Annotated in this window: 15 protein-coding genes and 1 pseudogene; 11 read left to right on the forward strand and 5 right to left on the reverse strand. The window is 68.2% G+C overall.

Features of this window, described 5'->3' with window-relative positions; genetic code table 11:
• Positions 1 to 105 precede the first annotated feature (105 nt).
• Positions 106 to 378, reverse strand: a complete 273-nt coding sequence (locus VLK31_RS32245) for a hypothetical protein (protein ID WP_409172572.1) — start codon at positions 376 to 378, stop codon at positions 106 to 108.
• Positions 379 to 522: 144 nt separating this feature from the next.
• Between VLK31_RS32245 and VLK31_RS32250 the strand changes: the two genes are divergently transcribed.
• The 7 genes from VLK31_RS32250 to trhA all read left to right on the forward strand — a co-directional run bounded on the left by VLK31_RS32250 (position 523) and on the right by trhA (position 8,329).
• A complete protein-coding gene (locus VLK31_RS32250) occupies positions 523 to 879 on the forward strand; it encodes a hypothetical protein (RefSeq protein WP_409172573.1) in 357 nt (118 codons plus the stop codon).
• 259 nt (positions 880 to 1,138) lie between these two features.
• Positions 1,139 to 1,822: an aspartyl/asparaginyl beta-hydroxylase domain-containing protein gene (locus tag VLK31_RS32255; protein ID WP_409172574.1), complete on the forward strand. Its 684-nt coding sequence runs from the start codon at positions 1,139 to 1,141 to the stop codon at positions 1,820 to 1,822.
• A 194-nt stretch (positions 1,823 to 2,016) separates the two neighbouring features.
• Positions 2,017 to 2,940: a hypothetical protein gene (locus tag VLK31_RS32260; protein WP_409172575.1), complete on the forward strand. Its 924-nt coding sequence runs from the start codon at positions 2,017 to 2,019 to the stop codon at positions 2,938 to 2,940.
• A complete protein-coding gene (locus tag VLK31_RS32265) occupies positions 2,927 to 4,651 on the forward strand; it encodes a Mur ligase (protein WP_409172576.1) in 1,725 nt (574 codons plus the stop codon). The genes VLK31_RS32260 and VLK31_RS32265 overlap by 14 nt, the downstream gene beginning before the upstream one ends.
• 42 nt (positions 4,652 to 4,693) lie before the next feature.
• A complete protein-coding gene (gene chrA, locus VLK31_RS32270) occupies positions 4,694 to 6,076 on the forward strand; it encodes a chromate efflux transporter (RefSeq protein ID WP_409172577.1) in 1,383 nt (460 codons plus the stop codon).
• Between the two features lie 200 nt (positions 6,077 to 6,276).
• On the forward strand, positions 6,277 to 7,680 hold the full coding sequence (locus VLK31_RS32275; protein ID WP_409172602.1) for a glycerophosphodiester phosphodiesterase family protein: 1,404 nt from the start codon (positions 6,277 to 6,279) through the stop codon (positions 7,678 to 7,680).
• Between the two features lie 25 nt (positions 7,681 to 7,705).
• Positions 7,706 to 8,329, forward strand: a complete 624-nt coding sequence (gene trhA / locus VLK31_RS32280; RefSeq protein WP_409172578.1) for a PAQR family membrane homeostasis protein TrhA — start codon at positions 7,706 to 7,708, stop codon at positions 8,327 to 8,329.
• 29 nt (positions 8,330 to 8,358) lie between these two features.
• Here the strand turns inward: trhA and VLK31_RS32285 are convergent, their stop codons facing one another.
• Positions 8,359 to 8,949 (reverse strand): NADPH-dependent F420 reductase, encoded by a 591-nt coding sequence (locus VLK31_RS32285; protein ID WP_409172579.1) that lies wholly within the window; start codon positions 8,947 to 8,949, stop codon positions 8,359 to 8,361.
• Between the two features lie 120 nt (positions 8,950 to 9,069).
• On the opposite strand from VLK31_RS32285, the gene VLK31_RS32290 reads away from it, so the two are divergent.
• Positions 9,070 to 9,981, forward strand: coding sequence for a LysR family transcriptional regulator (locus VLK31_RS32290; protein ID WP_409172580.1), 912 nt, complete (start codon positions 9,070 to 9,072; stop codon positions 9,979 to 9,981).
• 45 nt (positions 9,982 to 10,026) lie between these two features.
• Here the strand turns inward: VLK31_RS32290 and VLK31_RS32295 are convergent, their stop codons facing one another.
• From VLK31_RS32295 to VLK31_RS32305, 3 genes and pseudogenes are all read right to left on the reverse strand, one after another.
• On the reverse strand, positions 10,027 to 10,881 hold the full coding sequence (locus VLK31_RS32295; protein ID WP_409172581.1) for an oxidoreductase: 855 nt from the start codon (positions 10,879 to 10,881) through the stop codon (positions 10,027 to 10,029).
• 154 nt (positions 10,882 to 11,035) lie between these two features.
• Positions 11,036 to 11,824, reverse strand: a pseudogene (locus tag VLK31_RS32300) (cytochrome c biogenesis CcdA family protein); the annotation flags it as partial.
• A 141-nt stretch (positions 11,825 to 11,965) separates the two neighbouring features.
• On the reverse strand, positions 11,966 to 12,700 hold the full coding sequence (locus VLK31_RS32305) for a DUF1266 domain-containing protein (RefSeq protein WP_409172582.1): 735 nt from the start codon (positions 12,698 to 12,700) through the stop codon (positions 11,966 to 11,968).
• 323 nt (positions 12,701 to 13,023) lie between these two features.
• Between VLK31_RS32305 and VLK31_RS32310 the strand changes: the two genes are divergently transcribed.
• The 3 genes from VLK31_RS32310 (at position 13,024) to VLK31_RS32320 (ending at position 15,751) form a co-directional block, all read left to right on the forward strand.
• On the forward strand, positions 13,024 to 14,517 hold the full coding sequence (locus tag VLK31_RS32310; RefSeq protein WP_409172583.1) for a PLP-dependent aminotransferase family protein: 1,494 nt from the start codon (positions 13,024 to 13,026) through the stop codon (positions 14,515 to 14,517).
• 125 nt (positions 14,518 to 14,642) lie between these two features.
• The gene (locus VLK31_RS32315) at positions 14,643 to 15,119 is read left to right on the forward strand and encodes a GNAT family N-acetyltransferase (protein ID WP_409172584.1); all 477 of its coding nucleotides are present in this window, start codon (positions 14,643 to 14,645) and stop codon (positions 15,117 to 15,119) included.
• Complete coding sequence (locus VLK31_RS32320; protein ID WP_409172585.1) at positions 15,116 to 15,751, forward strand: FMN-dependent NADH-azoreductase; 636 nt, start codon at positions 15,116 to 15,118, stop codon at positions 15,749 to 15,751. Before VLK31_RS32315 ends, VLK31_RS32320 begins: the two co-directional genes overlap by 4 nt.
• The last annotated feature ends 38 nt before the right edge of the window (positions 15,752 to 15,789 follow it).

The raw sequence follows: 15,789 nt of genomic DNA on the forward strand, positions 1-15,789 counted from the left end.
GGCGGCAGGGCAGCGGGCGGGTGCCGGCGCAAGCGCCTGGCGAGCGGATCGTAGGGATTCGACACCGCCGCAGGAAGCGGGTTTGCCCGACTGGGGTTTGCGCGCTCAGGCGCCGCGCGAGGCGCTGGCTCGTCGCCTTCTGGCCTGCCGCAAGCCACGGGCCAAGCGCCATGCGGCCAGCAGCAGGAAGCCCAGCGCGGGCAGCGCCCAGACCATGCCGCTGGTGGTGTAGACGGTCTGCGTGTCCGCGTCGTAATGGCGCCCGAGTTCGTTGAAGTCCCAACGCAGGTAGCGCTCGTACCAGGCCCAGAAGCAAAAGGCGGATGCGGCTAGCGAAGAGAGCGAAACCGCGAGGGTGAAAGCAAGAGATCTGGACATGGTGAGCGGGCGATTGTCGGGGTGTGGCGTCTCGACAGGCGTCATCCGAACGCGCGGCCTGCCAGGGCCCACCGGTTTCCGTAGAACCGGCCCCGGCACGCTGACAGCCACCCCCCACGGCGATAGACTGATTCGAACCAAGCCATGCCCCGCAGACCTCTCTTCATGCTGATCCTTGCCGTTTTGCTGTGCTGCCACGGCTGGGCGGCCGCTATGCAGGACGTGATGTGTGCGCAGGCAGGCCTGGTCGACGAGGTTGTTCAGGCGGAGACGCGAACAGGCGCATGCAGCAGCCACGCGAGCCCGGGTGGCTGCATGCAGCCCGGCGGCTCGACTGGCGCGTTGAACCTGGACGACACCGGCATCTTCGGCCTGCCGGAGCTCACGCCGGTTGAAGTCGTGCTACCGCCCTGCGCCCCCACCCGCATTGCCGGGACCCTGCCCTTCCGCTGGCTGGAGCGCCCGATGCGCCCGCCCTGCCCGGCGGCGCTGCTCACGTAGACCTTGTTCGACGGCACGGGCCAGCGCCCGGCCGCCACTTGCAACGGTCTTGCGTTGCCGCAGCGGGCGCCCAGCGCGGCGCTCATGCCTTACCACCGCGCGGGTTCAGCGCTTCGGCTGAATCGCGAGGTCTGCATCCAGACCTCGGCGCCTTGGCCATCGACTGGCCGTGATCCCCACAATTTGCAGCGGAACGTCCGGCCTTGCGTGCTTGCCGGGCGCGCTCTGTGCGCAGGCACGGCCGCTGGCAGGAGGCCCCATGAATGAATCGAGAGATGTCATGTTCGCGCGCCTGAAGAACTTCAGGACCAACCCCGACGCGCTGCGCGCGCATTTTTTTTCGCACGTGCAGACGATGCCGTCGACGCCCTACAGGGACAACCGGGTCGACTACGTCGGCTGGGCCGTCACCAGCCGCGACGGCACGCTGGACGACGGCGTGCGGCGCATCCTGGCCGGCAGCCCCAACGTGCGCGGCGTGAACCCCACCGGCGCGTGCAGCGGCAGCCTGGCGCAGGCCATGGACGCGCTGAACGACAGCGGCCTCAGGCCGTATCGCGCGCGCATCATGCAACTGGAGAGCGAGGGCGCAGAGATGCCGCTGCACACGGACGCCAACAAGGAAACATGGCGCCTGCACATACCCATCGTCACCAACCCGCACTGCTTCTTCGAATGGCAGCGTGCCGATGGCAGCATAGAGAGCGTTCATCTGCCGGCGGACGGCTCCGCCTGGCTGGTGCGGGTCGACGTGCGCCACCGCGCGGTGAACCGCAGCAACCAGGCCTCGCACCGGGTGCATCTGCTGATGGGCCTGAGCGTCAACCCGGCGTTCGACATGCTGGAGCCGCCGTGGCTGCCCGTCGCAAGCGAGAGCGATCCGCGCCGCGAGCCACGGCCGGCAGAAGGCCTGAGCCTGTTCACGCATTCGATGGCGAACTGAGCGTGCACCCAGGGCCTGCATCTCAATGCGCTCTAGCGACCGGTGCCGCGCGGCGCGGGCCGGGCCGCCTCCTGCGATGCGCGGTCTTGCTCTGGCTGGCCTGCGCAAGCTGCGCGGCCAGTGCGCAGCCGGCTGCTTCAGGGCCTTGCCGCCCCGGGCGCAACGCGGCCTTCCCCACGCTGGAGCGGATGCACGTGCGTGATGAATTTCGCATCCTCTATTCAGTGGCGGGCCCCCATGCGCTGCCGGACGCACGCGACCTGAACGCCAACGGCATCCCCGACAAGGTGGAAGACGTCGCCACCCAGCTGGTGGCGGGCAGGCGCCTGTTCAGCGAGGTGATGGGCCTCGCCGCGCCCCTGCGGCAACCGCGCTACGCGCAGGCCACGGCCATCGATGTGTTCATGCTGAAGATGGACACGGGCAACGGCCGTGCGTACGACGAGGTCGTGAACTACCGGCTCGGCATCGACGGCGCGGCGGGCCGCTGCGCGCTGCGCATCGACCTGCTGAACAGCCACCCCAACCAGAACCCCACGCCGGTCCACGAGCTCTTTCACCTGTACCAGTACGGCTACACGCCGTTCAAGGCGCGCTGGTTCCTGGAAGGAACGGCGCGATGGGCCGAGTACGCACTGCGCCCCGGCAGCGGCCCGCGGCGCGCGCTGCCGCAGTCACCGGCCTCGCTGCAGGCGCAGGTGTTCGACATGACCTATGCGGCAAGCAACGCGTGGAACCGGCTGGCCTTTCTGCTGGACCCTGTGGGCCGCATGCCGCTGCCACCGGCGCTGGCGCAGCTCGCCTATGTCGACGGCAGCCCGGTGGTGCACGACGACCGGCTGCACGGCATGGCCTTCATGAAGGCGCTGCTGGAATCGCTGGCGGCCCTCGGCCGCGAGGTCGGCGCGCGGCAAGGATGGCCCGACTTCCAGTGGAAGGAGGCCGACCAACGCGCCGCGCAAAACGACCTCGACATTTTCAATACGGTGCAGGACGTGGTTCGCCGCCAGGCGCGTGCCGCCGGCTTGGCCGACAACGCCGTGCTCGACGCATTCCTCGCATTGACACCGACGATCCAGAACGAGAAACAGAAAGGCAAGCTCGATGAGCCTGAGTGAACTACTGGCCAAGGCGCGGCCCATGGGGGCCGATGTGTGGAACGCGTGCCGCGCGGCATCCGCGGGCGCCGACGACAAGCCCGGCGTGGTTTTCATGTCCGCCTGCACCGGCAATGAACGCGCGCAAGTCGTCGTCGCGCGGAGCAAGGAGTTCAGCGCCGCCTGGCAGCGCGGTGCCCAGTTGCTGGGCGCATGGCAACGCAAGCGCGCCGCGCTGCCGGTGCTGTGGCTGCGCGTCGACGTGGTGCACACGGTGCATCCGATGAACTGGCAAACCCTGACGCAGGGCCTGGCCGCCACCAAGCGCAACTACTTTCGCTTCGGCATCGCCTTCGACGAGCACTTCGACGTAGCGATGCTCGAGCCGGAAATCGGCGCCAACGCCGTGCTCTACGACGGCGCACGCGAAGAAGCAACGCCCAACGCGGCCAACCTCCAGCTGTACGGCCAGCGCCGCTTCGGGCGTGCGCTGGCATGGCCGACGCAGCCGAATGAGCCCGTGTGGCTGTTCGAGACCCAGGCCGTCTTTGCCGATGCGAAGTCGCTGCTGCGTGTGGAGCACCAGGGTCGCAACCGCGGCCACCGCGTGTTGCCGAAGTGGGGCCAAGCCCCGGTGCGCGACGCCATCGAAGCCAGCACCGCCTACCTGGCACGGCAGGTCATGCCCTCGGGCAAGTACCACTACGGCTGGTTCCCCTGCTTCGACCGGCCCATTCCCACCTACAACACCTTGCGGCACGCCAGCGCGACCTACGCCTTGCTCGAAGGCTGGGAGCTCACGCGCGACCCCCGGCACAAGGCGGCCATCGACAAGGCGCTGGCCCACCTGAGCGAAAACTTCATTCATCACCTGAGGCTGCCTTCGGGCGCGCATGCCGCGTTTCTGGTGGACCTGGGCGACGAGATCAAGCTCGGCGGCAACGCGGTGTGCTTGCTGGCGCTGTCGAAGTACACCGAGCTCACCGGGGACACCAAGTACCTGCCGCTGCTCGAAGCGCTGGCGCTGGGCATCGTCCACATGCAGGACCCGCTGACGGGGCGCTTCGTGCACGTGCTCGAGTTTCCAGGCCTGGGCGTGAAGGAAGAAAGCCGCATCATTTACTACGACGGCGAGGCCGCCTTCGGCCTGATGCGGCTGTACGGCCTGACGCGCGACGCGCGGTGGCTGCGCAGCGCCGAACTGGCGTTCGAGCACTTCATACAGGCCGAGCACTGGCGCGCGCACGACCACTGGCTGAGCTACTGCGTCAACGAACTCACGCTCTACAAGCCCGAGTCGCGCTACTTCCGCTTCGGCCTGGACAACGTGCGCGACCACCTCGACTTTGTGCTCGAGCGAATCACCACCTTTCCCACCTTGCTGGAACTGATGATGGCCGCCGAACGGATGATCGTGCGCCTGCAGTCCACACCGGCGCTGTCGCACCTGCTGGACGGCTTCGACATCGACAAGTTCTACCTGGCCCTGGAGCAGCGCGCCAGATACCTGATGACCGGTCACTTCTTTCCCGAGCTGGCCATGTTCTTCAAGAACCCCGCCCGGGTGGTGGGCAGCTTCTTCATACGGCACCACAGTTTCAGGGTGCGCATCGACGACGTGGAGCACTACCTCTCGGGCTATGTGGCGTACGCCAAATACCTGGGCCGGCCGTTGCCTGCGGCATCCCAGCCGGCGGGCGTGCACGAACAACAGGTCGGAGAGGCTGCCTAGCCGCCGCTGCTACGATCCGCTCCCCCGAGAACGGAGCGCCGCGTGGACACCCCCTTGCCAGACAGCCCTGACACCTTTGCCACCACCGCACCCACCCCACCGCCATCCGTGTCCTCCGCCGAAGCCTTCCGCTTCTGGCTCAAGCTCGGCTTCATCAGCTTCGGCGGCCCGGCGGGGCAGATCGCGATCATGCACACCGAGCTGGTGGAGCGGCGGCGCTGGATCTCGGAGAAGCGCTTTCTGCATGCGCTCAACTACTGCATGCTGTTGCCCGGCCCCGAGGCGCAGCAGCTCGCCACCTACATCGGCTGGCTCATGCACCGCACATGGGGCGGGTTGGTGGCCGGCGCGCTGTTCGTGCTGCCGTCGCTGTTCATCCTGATTGCGCTGTCGTGGGTCTACATGGCCTATGGCAACGTGCCGGTGGTGGCGGGCATCTTCTACGGCATCAAGCCGGCAGTGACTGCGCTGGTGCTGCACGCGGCGCACCGCATCGGCACGCGGGCGCTGAAGAACCGGTGGATGTGGGGCATCGCGGCGGCGGCGTTCGTAGCGATCTTCGCGTTCGACACGCCCTTTCCGGCCATCGTGATCGGCGCCGGGCTCATCGGCCACTTCGGCGCGCGCTGGGCACCCGGTGTGTTCGCGTTGGGCGGTGGCCACGGCAACGCCAGCACGGCCTATGGCGCGGCACTCATCGACGACGCCACGCCCACGCCGCCGCACGCGCGCTTCTCGCGGGGCCGGCTCGCCAAGGTGCTCTCGGTCGGCCTGCTGCTGTGGGTGCTGGGCATGGGCAGCCTTGTCGCCATGCAGGGCCTGCACGGCACGCTGGCGCAGATGGGTGCGTTCTTCACCAAAGCCGCGCTGCTGACCTTCGGCGGTGCCTATGCCGTGCTGCCCTACGTGTACCAGGGCGCGGTGGAGCAGCACCACTGGCTCAGCGGCACGCAGATGATCGACGGCCTGGCGCTGGGCGAAACCACGCCCGGCCCGTTGATCATGGTGGTGGCGTTCGTGGGATTCGTCGGCGGCTGGCTGCAGCAGGTGGCGGGTGCGGGGGCACCTTTTCTGGGCGGGGCACTCGCCGCCACGGTGGTGACCTTCTTCACCTTTCTGCCGTCCTTCGTGTTCATCCTGGCGGGCGGTCCGCTCATCGAGGCCACGCACGGCAAGTTGGGGTTCACCGCGCCGCTCTCGGCCATCACGGCGGCGGTGGTCGGGGTGATCCTGAATCTGGCGCTGTTCTTCGCTTATCACGTGCTGTGGCCGAAGGGCTTTGGCGGGCACTTCGATGCGGTGTCGGCGGCCACTGCGGTGGCGGCCGCGGTGGCGCTCTTTCGGTTCAAGGTCGGCGTGCTGCCGCTGCTGGGCGGCTGCGCTGCCATCGGCCTGCTGGTGACGCTGGTGCCTGCGGTGCACTGAGCGCGGGGGCGGAGCAGCGCCTTCGGTGCGTGCGGGCCGCACAGCGCGGTCACGGTCCCGTCATGGCGCAAACCTAGCATCCGGCGGCTTTCGATCTCCTTTCCGAAACCAGCCGAAGACCGCACATGACAACAAACAAAAGCGTTCCCGCATCTGCATCTGCAACTACCCCCGCGCCCGCACCCCGCCCTGCGCGCACCATGGTGTCGGCCCTGGCCGCCATCGGCGGCTGCCTGGTGATCGCCGCCTGTGGCGGCGGCAGCGACAACGGCATCGCCTTTCCGGTGCTCCCGCCGGCCCCGGCGCCAGCACCTGCCCCCGCACCGCCTGCGCCGGCCCCGCTGGGCACGCTCGACGGCTCGGTGCCCCTGGTCATCGGTCACCGTGGTCTGCCGGGCCTGTACCCGGAAGAAACGAAGACCTCCTACGAAGCCGCGGCCGACGCCGGCGCCGATTCGCTGGAGACCGACCTGCATCTCACCAAGGACTGCGTGCTGGTGGCGCGCCACAACCCCTGGCTCAGCGACAACACCAACGTGGCCGACGTCGCCAAGACCAACGCCACCGTCGCCGCGCGCAAGCGCACGGTGAAGGGCGTGCTGGTCGACGTGAAGTACCCGGCCATTGCGGCCAACGGCCCTGCGCAGTACCTGAGCGACCTGACCGACCCGAGCGATCCGAAGTCGGTGCTCAAGTCGCTCATCGTCGACGGCGAGGACCACACCAACGACTGGTCCATCACCGACTTCACCATGGACGAGCTGCGCCAGTGGATCCGCGGCACCACCTACGACGCGCGCGACCAGCGCCCGACCGACCTCAACGGCAAGCTGCCGGTGCTGAGCTTTCAGGAGGTGATCGACATCGCCAAGGCCAAGAGCGCCTCCACCGGCCGCGCGCTCACCGTGTACCCGGAAACCAAGAACCCGATCTGGAACAACGCGCAGGCCATTGCCAACGGCTGCGGCCCGGTGGGCAGCCACCCGCTGGAAGACGCGCTGCTGAAGATCATGAATTTCAACGACCTCAACCGCAAGGACGCACCCATCTTCGTGCAGAGCTTCGAGCCCGAGAGCCTGAAGTACCTGCGCTCGGCCGGCCTGAAGGCGCGCGCGGTGCAGCTGGTGGACGGCAACGACGTCAACTACCAGACGGGCGAGATGATCTACGTGACCAACGACGTCTACACCTTCGTCGACGGCCGCCCGTACAGCTGGACGCTGGCCGGCAACCCGAAGTGGTTCGGCGAAATGCTCACGCCCGCCGGCCTGGCCGAGGTGAAGACCTATGCCGACGGCATCGGCCCGTGGAAGCCGCAGGTGATGGCGCACACCATCGTGCCGTTCGTCACGCCCAACAAGGGCCTGGCCGACGTGAACACCGTGAAGCCCACCACGCTGATTGCCGACGCGCACAAGGCCGGCCTGATCGTGCACAGCTACACCTTCCGCAACGAGGCCAAGTACCTGGCCGGCGTGTACAAGGGCGACCCGGTGGCCGAGTACCTGGCGTACTTCCGCGCGGGCATCGACGGTGTGTTCTCCGACTTTGCGAACACGGCCTTTGCGGCGCGCGCGGCCTACCTGAAGGAAACCGGGCGCTGAGCCAGCGCGCAGGCCGCCCCTACCCATGTACCCCGGCGAACGACTCAACAGCTACAGCCACCTGCTCGGCCTGCTGCTCGCGTTGCCCGCGACTGCGCTGCTGCTGCTGAAGACCGTGCCCACCGGCGACCCCGCGCGCATTGCGGGGGCGCTGGTGTTCTCGCTCTCCGCCGTGGCGCTGTATGCGGCCTCCACCCTCTTCCACAGCACGCGCGGGCGCCTCAAGCGCATGTGGGAGCGTGCGGACCACTGCGCCATCTACCTGCTGATTGCCGGCACCTACACGCCCTTTGCGCTGGTCACGCTGCAGGGTGTGTGGGGCGGGCTGCTGCTGGCCGTCATCTGGAGCGCAGCGCTGTTCGGCATCTGGCGCGAGCTCAGGCCCGCGACGGGCGGCGCACCGAAGACACCCTCGCTGTGGCTGTACATCGGCATGGGCTGGCTCGGCGTGCTGGCCGCCGTGCCGCTGGCCGCCCGGCTCGACGCCGCCGGGCTGGTGTGGCTGCTGATCGGCGGGGTGCTCTACACCGCGGGCACAGTGTTCTATCGCAACCGCCAGGGCTTCAGGCATGCGCACGGCGCGTGGCACCTGTTCGTGCTGGCGGGCACCGCGAGCCACTATGTGGCGGTCGGCTGGTTCGTGCTGTAGCCGGTGCAGCCCGCAGGGCCGCCACCGCATCAGCCGAGCTTGACGAGGTTCTTCAGCACCAGCGGGCCACCCAGCGCGAGCAAGGCGCCGCCTTCGGCGATCTTGCCGAGCGCGATGGGTGCAAAGCCCAGCGCGTCCACCAGCTGCGCCACCGACGCGCTGGCCGCTTCGTCGTTGCCCGCCACGAACATCACGCGGCGGCCGCCGTTGTCCGCGGGGTTGGCCGCCAGCAACTTGGCGGGCAACTGGTTGAAGGTCTTGACCACGTTGGCGCCCGGGAACGCTGCCGCCACCAGGTTGCTGGAGGCCAGGCCCTTCAGCTCTTCCGGCGCAATGCCGTAGGTGTTCATCGCGTCGACGACGATCTTGCCGGCCCAGCCCTGGGTGGCGGCGCGCGCCACATCGGTGTGCGCGCGAAACGGCACGGCCAGGATGACGACGTCGGCCGCCAGCGCGTCGGGCAGGGCCACGGCGGTGACATGGCTGCCGAGTTCGTCCGCGAGTGCGGCGACCGAATCGGGCCCGCGGGTGTTGGCAATGGCCACGTCGATTCCGACGCGGGCGAAATGGCGGGCAAGGGCGGAACCGACGTTGCCGGTGCCGATGATGGCGTAGGTCATGGGGAGCTTTCCGTAAGGGGTTTGTGAATCGATGGACGAATGGTCGGCGCTTTGAACCAATCTGAATAGACGGTATATTGAGATGCGATCCATCTATTTTTGGGATGCATCGCCACTCCCATGCTCGACGGCGTTTCACTCGACCAGCTCCGCACCTTCATTGCCGCCGTGGACGAAGGCAGCTTTTCTGCCGCGGCCCGCAAGCTCAACCGCGTGCAGTCGGCGGTGAGCGGCTGGGTGGGCAGCCTGGAGGCGCAGATCGGCGTGGTGCTGTTCGACCGCTCCGGGCGCTACCCCAAGCTCACGCCCGAAGGCGTGCTGCTGCTGGCGGACGCACGCAACATCGTGGCGGGCGTGGACACGCTGAAGGCACGCGCCCGGCTGATGTCGTCGGGCCTGGAGGCCGAGCTGTCGGTGGTGGTCGACGTGTTCTTTCCCACCGCCGCCATCACCGAGGCGGCGAAGGAGTTCGCAACCCGCTTCCCGCTCACCCCGCTGCGGCTCTTCGTCGAAGGGCTGGGCGCGGCTTACCAGCCGGTGATGGACGGGCGCTGCAGCCTGGGATTTCTCAGCGCGTTGCCGGTGGCGTTTCCTTCGCTGACGAGCGAGCGGCTGGGCCAGGTGCTGCTGGTGATGGTCGCGGCGCCGGGCCATCCACTGGCGGCATGGGATGGGCAGATTCCCAAAGACGCCTTGGCGCGGCATGTGCAGCTGGTGCTGACCGACCGCTCGGCGCTGCTGGGCGGGCAAGACTTTGGCGTGCTCTCTCCATCGACGTGGCGCCTGGCCGACCTGTCGACCAAGCACGCGTTTCTGAAGGACGGCGTGGGCTGGGGCAGCATGCCGCTGCACATGGTTGCGCAAGACCTTGCGGCTGGCGCGCTGGTGCAGCTCGATGTCGAAGACATGCCCCGCGAAGGCACGCCCTTGACCATGTCCGCGGTGCACCCCGCGTCGGCACCGCCCGGACCGGCGGGCCGGTGGCTCATTGCGCGCATGAAGGCGGGCGCGACGCAACTGCCGCGCGGTTAGCTGCCAGTTGCCGACGCAGGGCCGTTGCGACCCTGCCCTAGCGGGTCAGCCCTCGCCCGGCGGAAAGTCGGCGCCCAGCGTGGTGGATTCCCACGCATCGAAGTCTCCGCGCATGAACTCCAGCTTCTTGCGCGCCAGGTCGAGCGCCGCCTTGCCCAGCACCAGCCGCAGCGGCGGCTTGTCGGACAGCGCGGCATCGATGATGGCCTGCGCCGCGCGCACCGGGTCGCCGGCCTGGTTGCCGCTGCGCGCGGCGGTCTGCTTGCGGCGCTCGCCGGCCGTGGCCTCGTAGGCCTCGATGCGCGTGGCCGACTGCTGAATCGACGGACCCGCCCAGTTGGTGCGAAACGGCCCCGGCTCCACGATGAGCACGCCAATGCCCAGCGGCTTGAGCTCGATGGCCAGCGACTCCGAAATGCCCTCCACCGCGTACTTGGTGCCGTGGTAGTAGCCCGTGGCCGCAAAGCTGGAGAGCCCGCCGATGGACGACACGTTCACCACCAGCCCGTTGCCCTGCGCGCGCATCACCGGCAGCACCGCCTTGGTCATGTCGACCAGGCCGAAGACGTTGGTCTCGAACATGTCGCGCACGGCCTTGTCTTCGCCCTCTTCGATGGCGGCCAGGTAGCCGTAGCCCGCGTTGTTCACCAGCGCATCGATGCGCCCGAACTGCTGGCGGGCCTGCGCCACCACATGGTCGATCTGCTCGCGGCGCGTCACGTCCAGCGGCAGCACCAGGGCACGGTCGCCGTGGCCCTCGGCAATGTCGGCCACCTGCGCCGGGTTGCGCGCGGTGACCACGGCGCGCCAGCCGCGCGCGAGCACCAGCTTGGCGAGTTCGCGGCCAAAGCCGGTGGAGCATCCCGTGATCAGCCAGACGGGGTCGGTGCGGTTCATCATGTTTGAAACTCCATGCAACATCAGAGATCGAGGCGAAGGGCCTTCGCGGGCGCACAGGCTACGCCGGATCGATGACCCTGTCCTGCATGCGAGAACAACCGCACGCGCGGTTGTGCGTGCATCGGTGCGTTCACGGCGGCGTGGAGGCCGGCGTTGCCAGCGCGGGGGCGTCAAAGGATTTCTTCGGCCGCACCTTGTCGATCAGCGCCTGCTCCACCAACGACGTGCTCGCCGGCGACAACTGCGCCAGCACGCCGGTGTCCAACCCCAACGCGATGGCGGCCACGCCGAACAGCAGCGCCACGCCGATGCCGCGCCGCAGCCACTCGCCCGCGCCCAGCGACCTCTTCATTGCCTTGAACAGCCGACCGCCGATAAGCAAGGCCCCCGCGAGCGAAGTGGCGGCGCCGGCCGCGTAGGCCAGCAGCAGCAGCGAGGTCTTGACGCTCGCGCCGCCCAGCGCCGCGCCGGTCAGCACCAGCCCCAGGATCGGGCCTGCGCAAGGCGCCCACAGCAGGCCGGTGGCCACGCCCAGCAGCACCGAGGTCATGAAGGACGATGACTTTTTCGACCCGTTGCTGTTGGCGTTGCTCTTGGCGTTGCGGTTGCCTTCCGACGCAGCCGACAGCCGCTCGCCCCAACCTACCAGCGGCCGCATGAGCCGCTCGGCCATCTGCGGAAACAGCAGCGTGACGCCGAACAGCGCCATCAGCACGATGGCCGCGAGGCGCCCGTACTCGTTGGCCTGCACCGCCCAGCCGCCACCCACCGCGGCCAGAGAGGCTACGCCGGCAAAGGTCAGCGCCATGCCCAACAACAGCGGCAGACCGCTGTTCAAAAACGGCCGGTCGCCGCGCGCGAACACGAAGGGCAGCACCGGAAGAATGCAGGGGCTGAGGATGGTCAGCACCCCACCCAGGTAGGCGACGACAAAGAGAAGCATGGCGATGTGCGAGCCCGTTGCCCGAAGAGTTGCCCCCTGTAGTTCGGGCGTTCCGCCATCCGGGTTACGCGCCAGGTCCGGCCGAGCGAAAAAAAGCGGCACAAGCCGCCGTATCGGTCGCCCGCAGGCGCCTTCAGCGCGTCAGCGAAACGCCGTGCCGCGGTACGGGCTGCGCGCGTCGCTCAGCAGCAGCCGGTTGGTGCGCAGCAGGTGTCCTTCGCGCTCGAGCGAATACCGCCAGATGAGCCCACCCGCAATATAGGCAGCGCTCACCTGCGCCCAGTCGGTGTAGGCCTGCTGCACCTGCGGCTTCAGGGCACCGGCAAAACGCGCGAACTCCGTGCGATCGATGAAGCCCAGTTGCACCGCCCAGCGCGTGAGGCTCACAAGCCGCACGGCGTCCCACGCCACCAGGTTGGCAATTTGCGACGGCTGCACCTTGAAGTGCTTGCGCAGTTCGTCCAGCCACGAACGGCTGTTCGCCACCATTTGCGCCACATCGCTGAGCGAGTGACCGCTTTGCGCCGCAAGTGCCTTGTAGTCGAGGCTCTTGCGCGCCTTGATCTGGAAGAACGCCGGAAACAGGGTGTCGGCCAGCCCGCGCACCACCGGGTGCGTGGTGTGCACCGCGTCGTCGACCGCCGCAATGGCTTGCCACAGCGGGGCGTACAGCGTGCGGTGGCCCTCTTGCGCGAGCCAGGCGGCCCTGTCCTCGAAGCTGGCGCGGTCGTTCACGTCCCACATCTGCGCGACGCCCTCGCGCAGCTGGTCGTTGGCCTTGCCGGTGGCCACCGCGTTGACACGGTCGCCGTTGAAAGCCGAGAGCGGTGCGCTCAAAGCAACCAGCCACGCCTCCTGCGCCGTGGTGTCGGGCACGCCTCGACGTGCAGCTTGTCGTTGTCCAGCAGCGCGTGGCCGACAAAGTCCTTGAATCCCATGCGTGTTCCCCCCTTGAAAAATGAAATGCGCCAGCCTCGATGGAACAGCGTTCTATTTGTTTGAAGAAGTGGGCATGCCGCTTCGGCAAAGGCCGAAGAAGCAATACACGAGCGGACTGCCGGCCCATGCGTTGCCGCCACTTCTTTTTATGCAAGCCCATCGGCAAAGATCACCGGCCTGCATGGCGCGAGGCGGATGTTAAGTGAGTTGCCGCGCATTGAATCACCAGGAACGGCATCGCACGCGATTCGATGGAATCGATGAATACCAAAGATCGCACGCGCGGCAATCGGCGTAGCGCGACCGATACCATCGGCGCCATGCAGCAGTTGCAAATTCCGATTCAGCGAGGCGCGCCCGCCCCGCTCACCACGCAAATCAGCGACGGGCTACGCGCGGCCATCCACGACGGCAGGCTCGCCCCGGGCGCACGCCTGCCCTCATGGCGCGACTTTGCCGCGCAGCTGGGTGTGGCGCGCGGCACGGTGCGTCTGGCGTACGAGCGGCTGATCGACGAGGGACTGATCGTGGCCGCCGGCGCGGCCGGCACGCGCGTCGCGCAGCGCCTGCCCCTTGTGCCGCAAGCGGCGCAGATTGCCGAGCAAAACGCCGAGCAGAACCCAGAGCAAAAAGCCGCGGCCATGCCCGACGACTTCGCCGCCTTTCCGCGCCCTGCATCAGTGTTTCAGCTGGGCGTGCCCGCGCACGACGCCTTTCCGGCGCAGGTGTGGGCGCGCACCTTGGCACGCGCGCTGGGCACCTCGGCGAAGCAGCCGCTGGCCTACCCCGACCCGCGTGGCCTGGCGGCGCTGCGCGCACAGATTGCAGCCAACCTTGCCATCGCGCGCGGGCTTGCGTGCCAGCCGGCCCAGGTCTTCGTCACGACCGGCTACGCCAGTGCGCTGGCTTTGGCGGTGCGCACGCTCGGACTCGTGGGCCGCAGCGGGTGGATGGAAGACCCGGGCTACCCGGTTGCGCGACGCGCGCTCGGCCTGCTGGGCGTTCAGGTGGTGCCGGTGCCGGTCGATGCCGAAGGGCTCGACTTGGCGGCAGGCATCGCACGCGCGCCGCACGCGGCGCTGGCCCACGTGACGCCGGGGCAGCAGGCACCGCTGGGCGTGGCGCTGTCGCCGCAGCGGCGCCTGGCGCTGCTCGACTGGGCCGAGCGCTCCGGCGGCTGGATCGTGGAGGACGACTACCTCAGCGAACTTCAACTCCAGGGCCGCGCTGCGCTGGCGCTGGGCGCTGCACGACCCGATGCGCGCGTGCTGCATATCGGCACCTTCAGCAAGACGCTGAACCCTTCGCTGCGCATCGGCTTTCTGGTGGTGCCGCCGGCCGAGGTCGCGCGCTTCACGCAGGCCACGTCGCTGCTGTCGCCCGCGCCGGCACCACTGGTGCAGCAAGCCCTGGCCGACTTCATGCGCGGCGGCCACTACCTGCGTCATTTAAGGCGCATGAAGCGGCTGTATGCGTCGCGCCGCGATGCGTTGATTCACGCACTGAATGCGCTCTCGGCCACGCACATCACCGCGGGGCTGGCGGTGCTGTTGCGCCTGCCGCCCGGCGTGGCCGACGTGCCGCTGGTGCAGGCCGCGCAGGCGCACGACCTGTCGCCCGGCGCGCTGTCGCCGTGGTACGCGCAGCCGGACCCGCAACGCATGGGCCTGTTGCTGTCGGTGACGAACCTGCACGAAGACCGCGCGCGGGAGACCTGCGAGCGGATGATGCGGTTCATCGCGCGGCACGGTTGAAGCGGCGAGGGTTGCGCCCAAGCGGCTCTGCATGCGTTGCCATGTGAGCCGACGCGCACTTGGACCAGTGCGCAACGCAGTTCTTGGGTCTACCCCCAGCGCACCGCGATGCCTAAAGTCATTGCATGCCCGACACCAACCCCCTCCCACCCTTCCCTTTCGGCTTCGCTCTGCGCCATGCCGAGACCGACACCGAACTGCGCGCCTGCTTTCCCGCCATGCGCGAGCTGCGCCCTCAGCTGGCGAGCGCCGACGCGCTGGTCGACCGCGTGACGCGCATGCGCGAACAAAGCTACCGGCTGCTCGCGGTCTGGCAAGGCGAAGAAGCCATCGCGCTCGCAGGCTATCGGCTGCAGGAGAACCTGGTCTATGGCCGCTTTCTGTACGTCGACGACCTGGTGACACTGCCCAGCGCGCGCGGCGGCCAATGGGGCGCGCGACTGATCGACGAAACCACGCGCATCGCCCAGGCGCAGGGCTGCGTGAAGTTGGTGCTCGACACAGGCCTGTCGAATGCGCTGGCGCAGCGCTTCTATTTCCGCCAGGGCTTGCTGACGAGTTCAATGCGTTTCGGCAAGACGCTGGAGGCCGCGGCGCGATGAAGAACATCCTGCACATCACGGCGAGCCCGCGGTGCGAGGCGTCGTTCAGCGCAAGGTTCTCGCAGCAGATCGTCGAACGTTTGCTTGCGCGCGCGCCGGGCGCGGTGGTGGTGCGGCGCGACTTCGGGCGCATCGGTCTCGCGCACATCGACGAGGCGTATGGCCACACGCTGGCGGGCTCGTGGCCGCAGGCCGCGGATGCGTACGAACAGCCGGGGTCGCTGGCGCAGTCGGAGCGTTTGATTTGCGAGCTGGAGGCAGCCGACGCGGTGGTGATCGGCACGCCGATGCACAACTACACGGTGCCCTCGGTGCTGAAGGCATGGATAGATCATGTGCTGCGCGCGCACCGTAGCTTTGCGTTGTCGGCTGCTGGAAAGACGGGGTTGCTTGCGGACCGGCCGGTGCACATCGCGGTGGCGTCTGGTGGGGGCTACACGGGTGACGGTGCGCGGCAGCCGGACTTTCTGACGCCGTACCTGAAGGCCGTGTTCGAGACCATCGGCATTCATGCGTTGCATTTCTATGCGCTGCAGCACACGGTGCGAGGGGGAGAGACTGTGTCGGCGGGGCTGCGAGAGGTGGAGTCGTTGCTGGACTGTCGGCTGCCTTTGGGGAGTGCGTGTTCTTGACGTTTTTTGGAGCTGCTGTTTAGGGCGCTGCTGTTCAG

The organism is Variovorax sp. H27-G14 (assembly GCF_046156345.1).
Taxonomy (GTDB): domain Bacteria; phylum Pseudomonadota; class Gammaproteobacteria; order Burkholderiales; family Burkholderiaceae_C; genus Variovorax.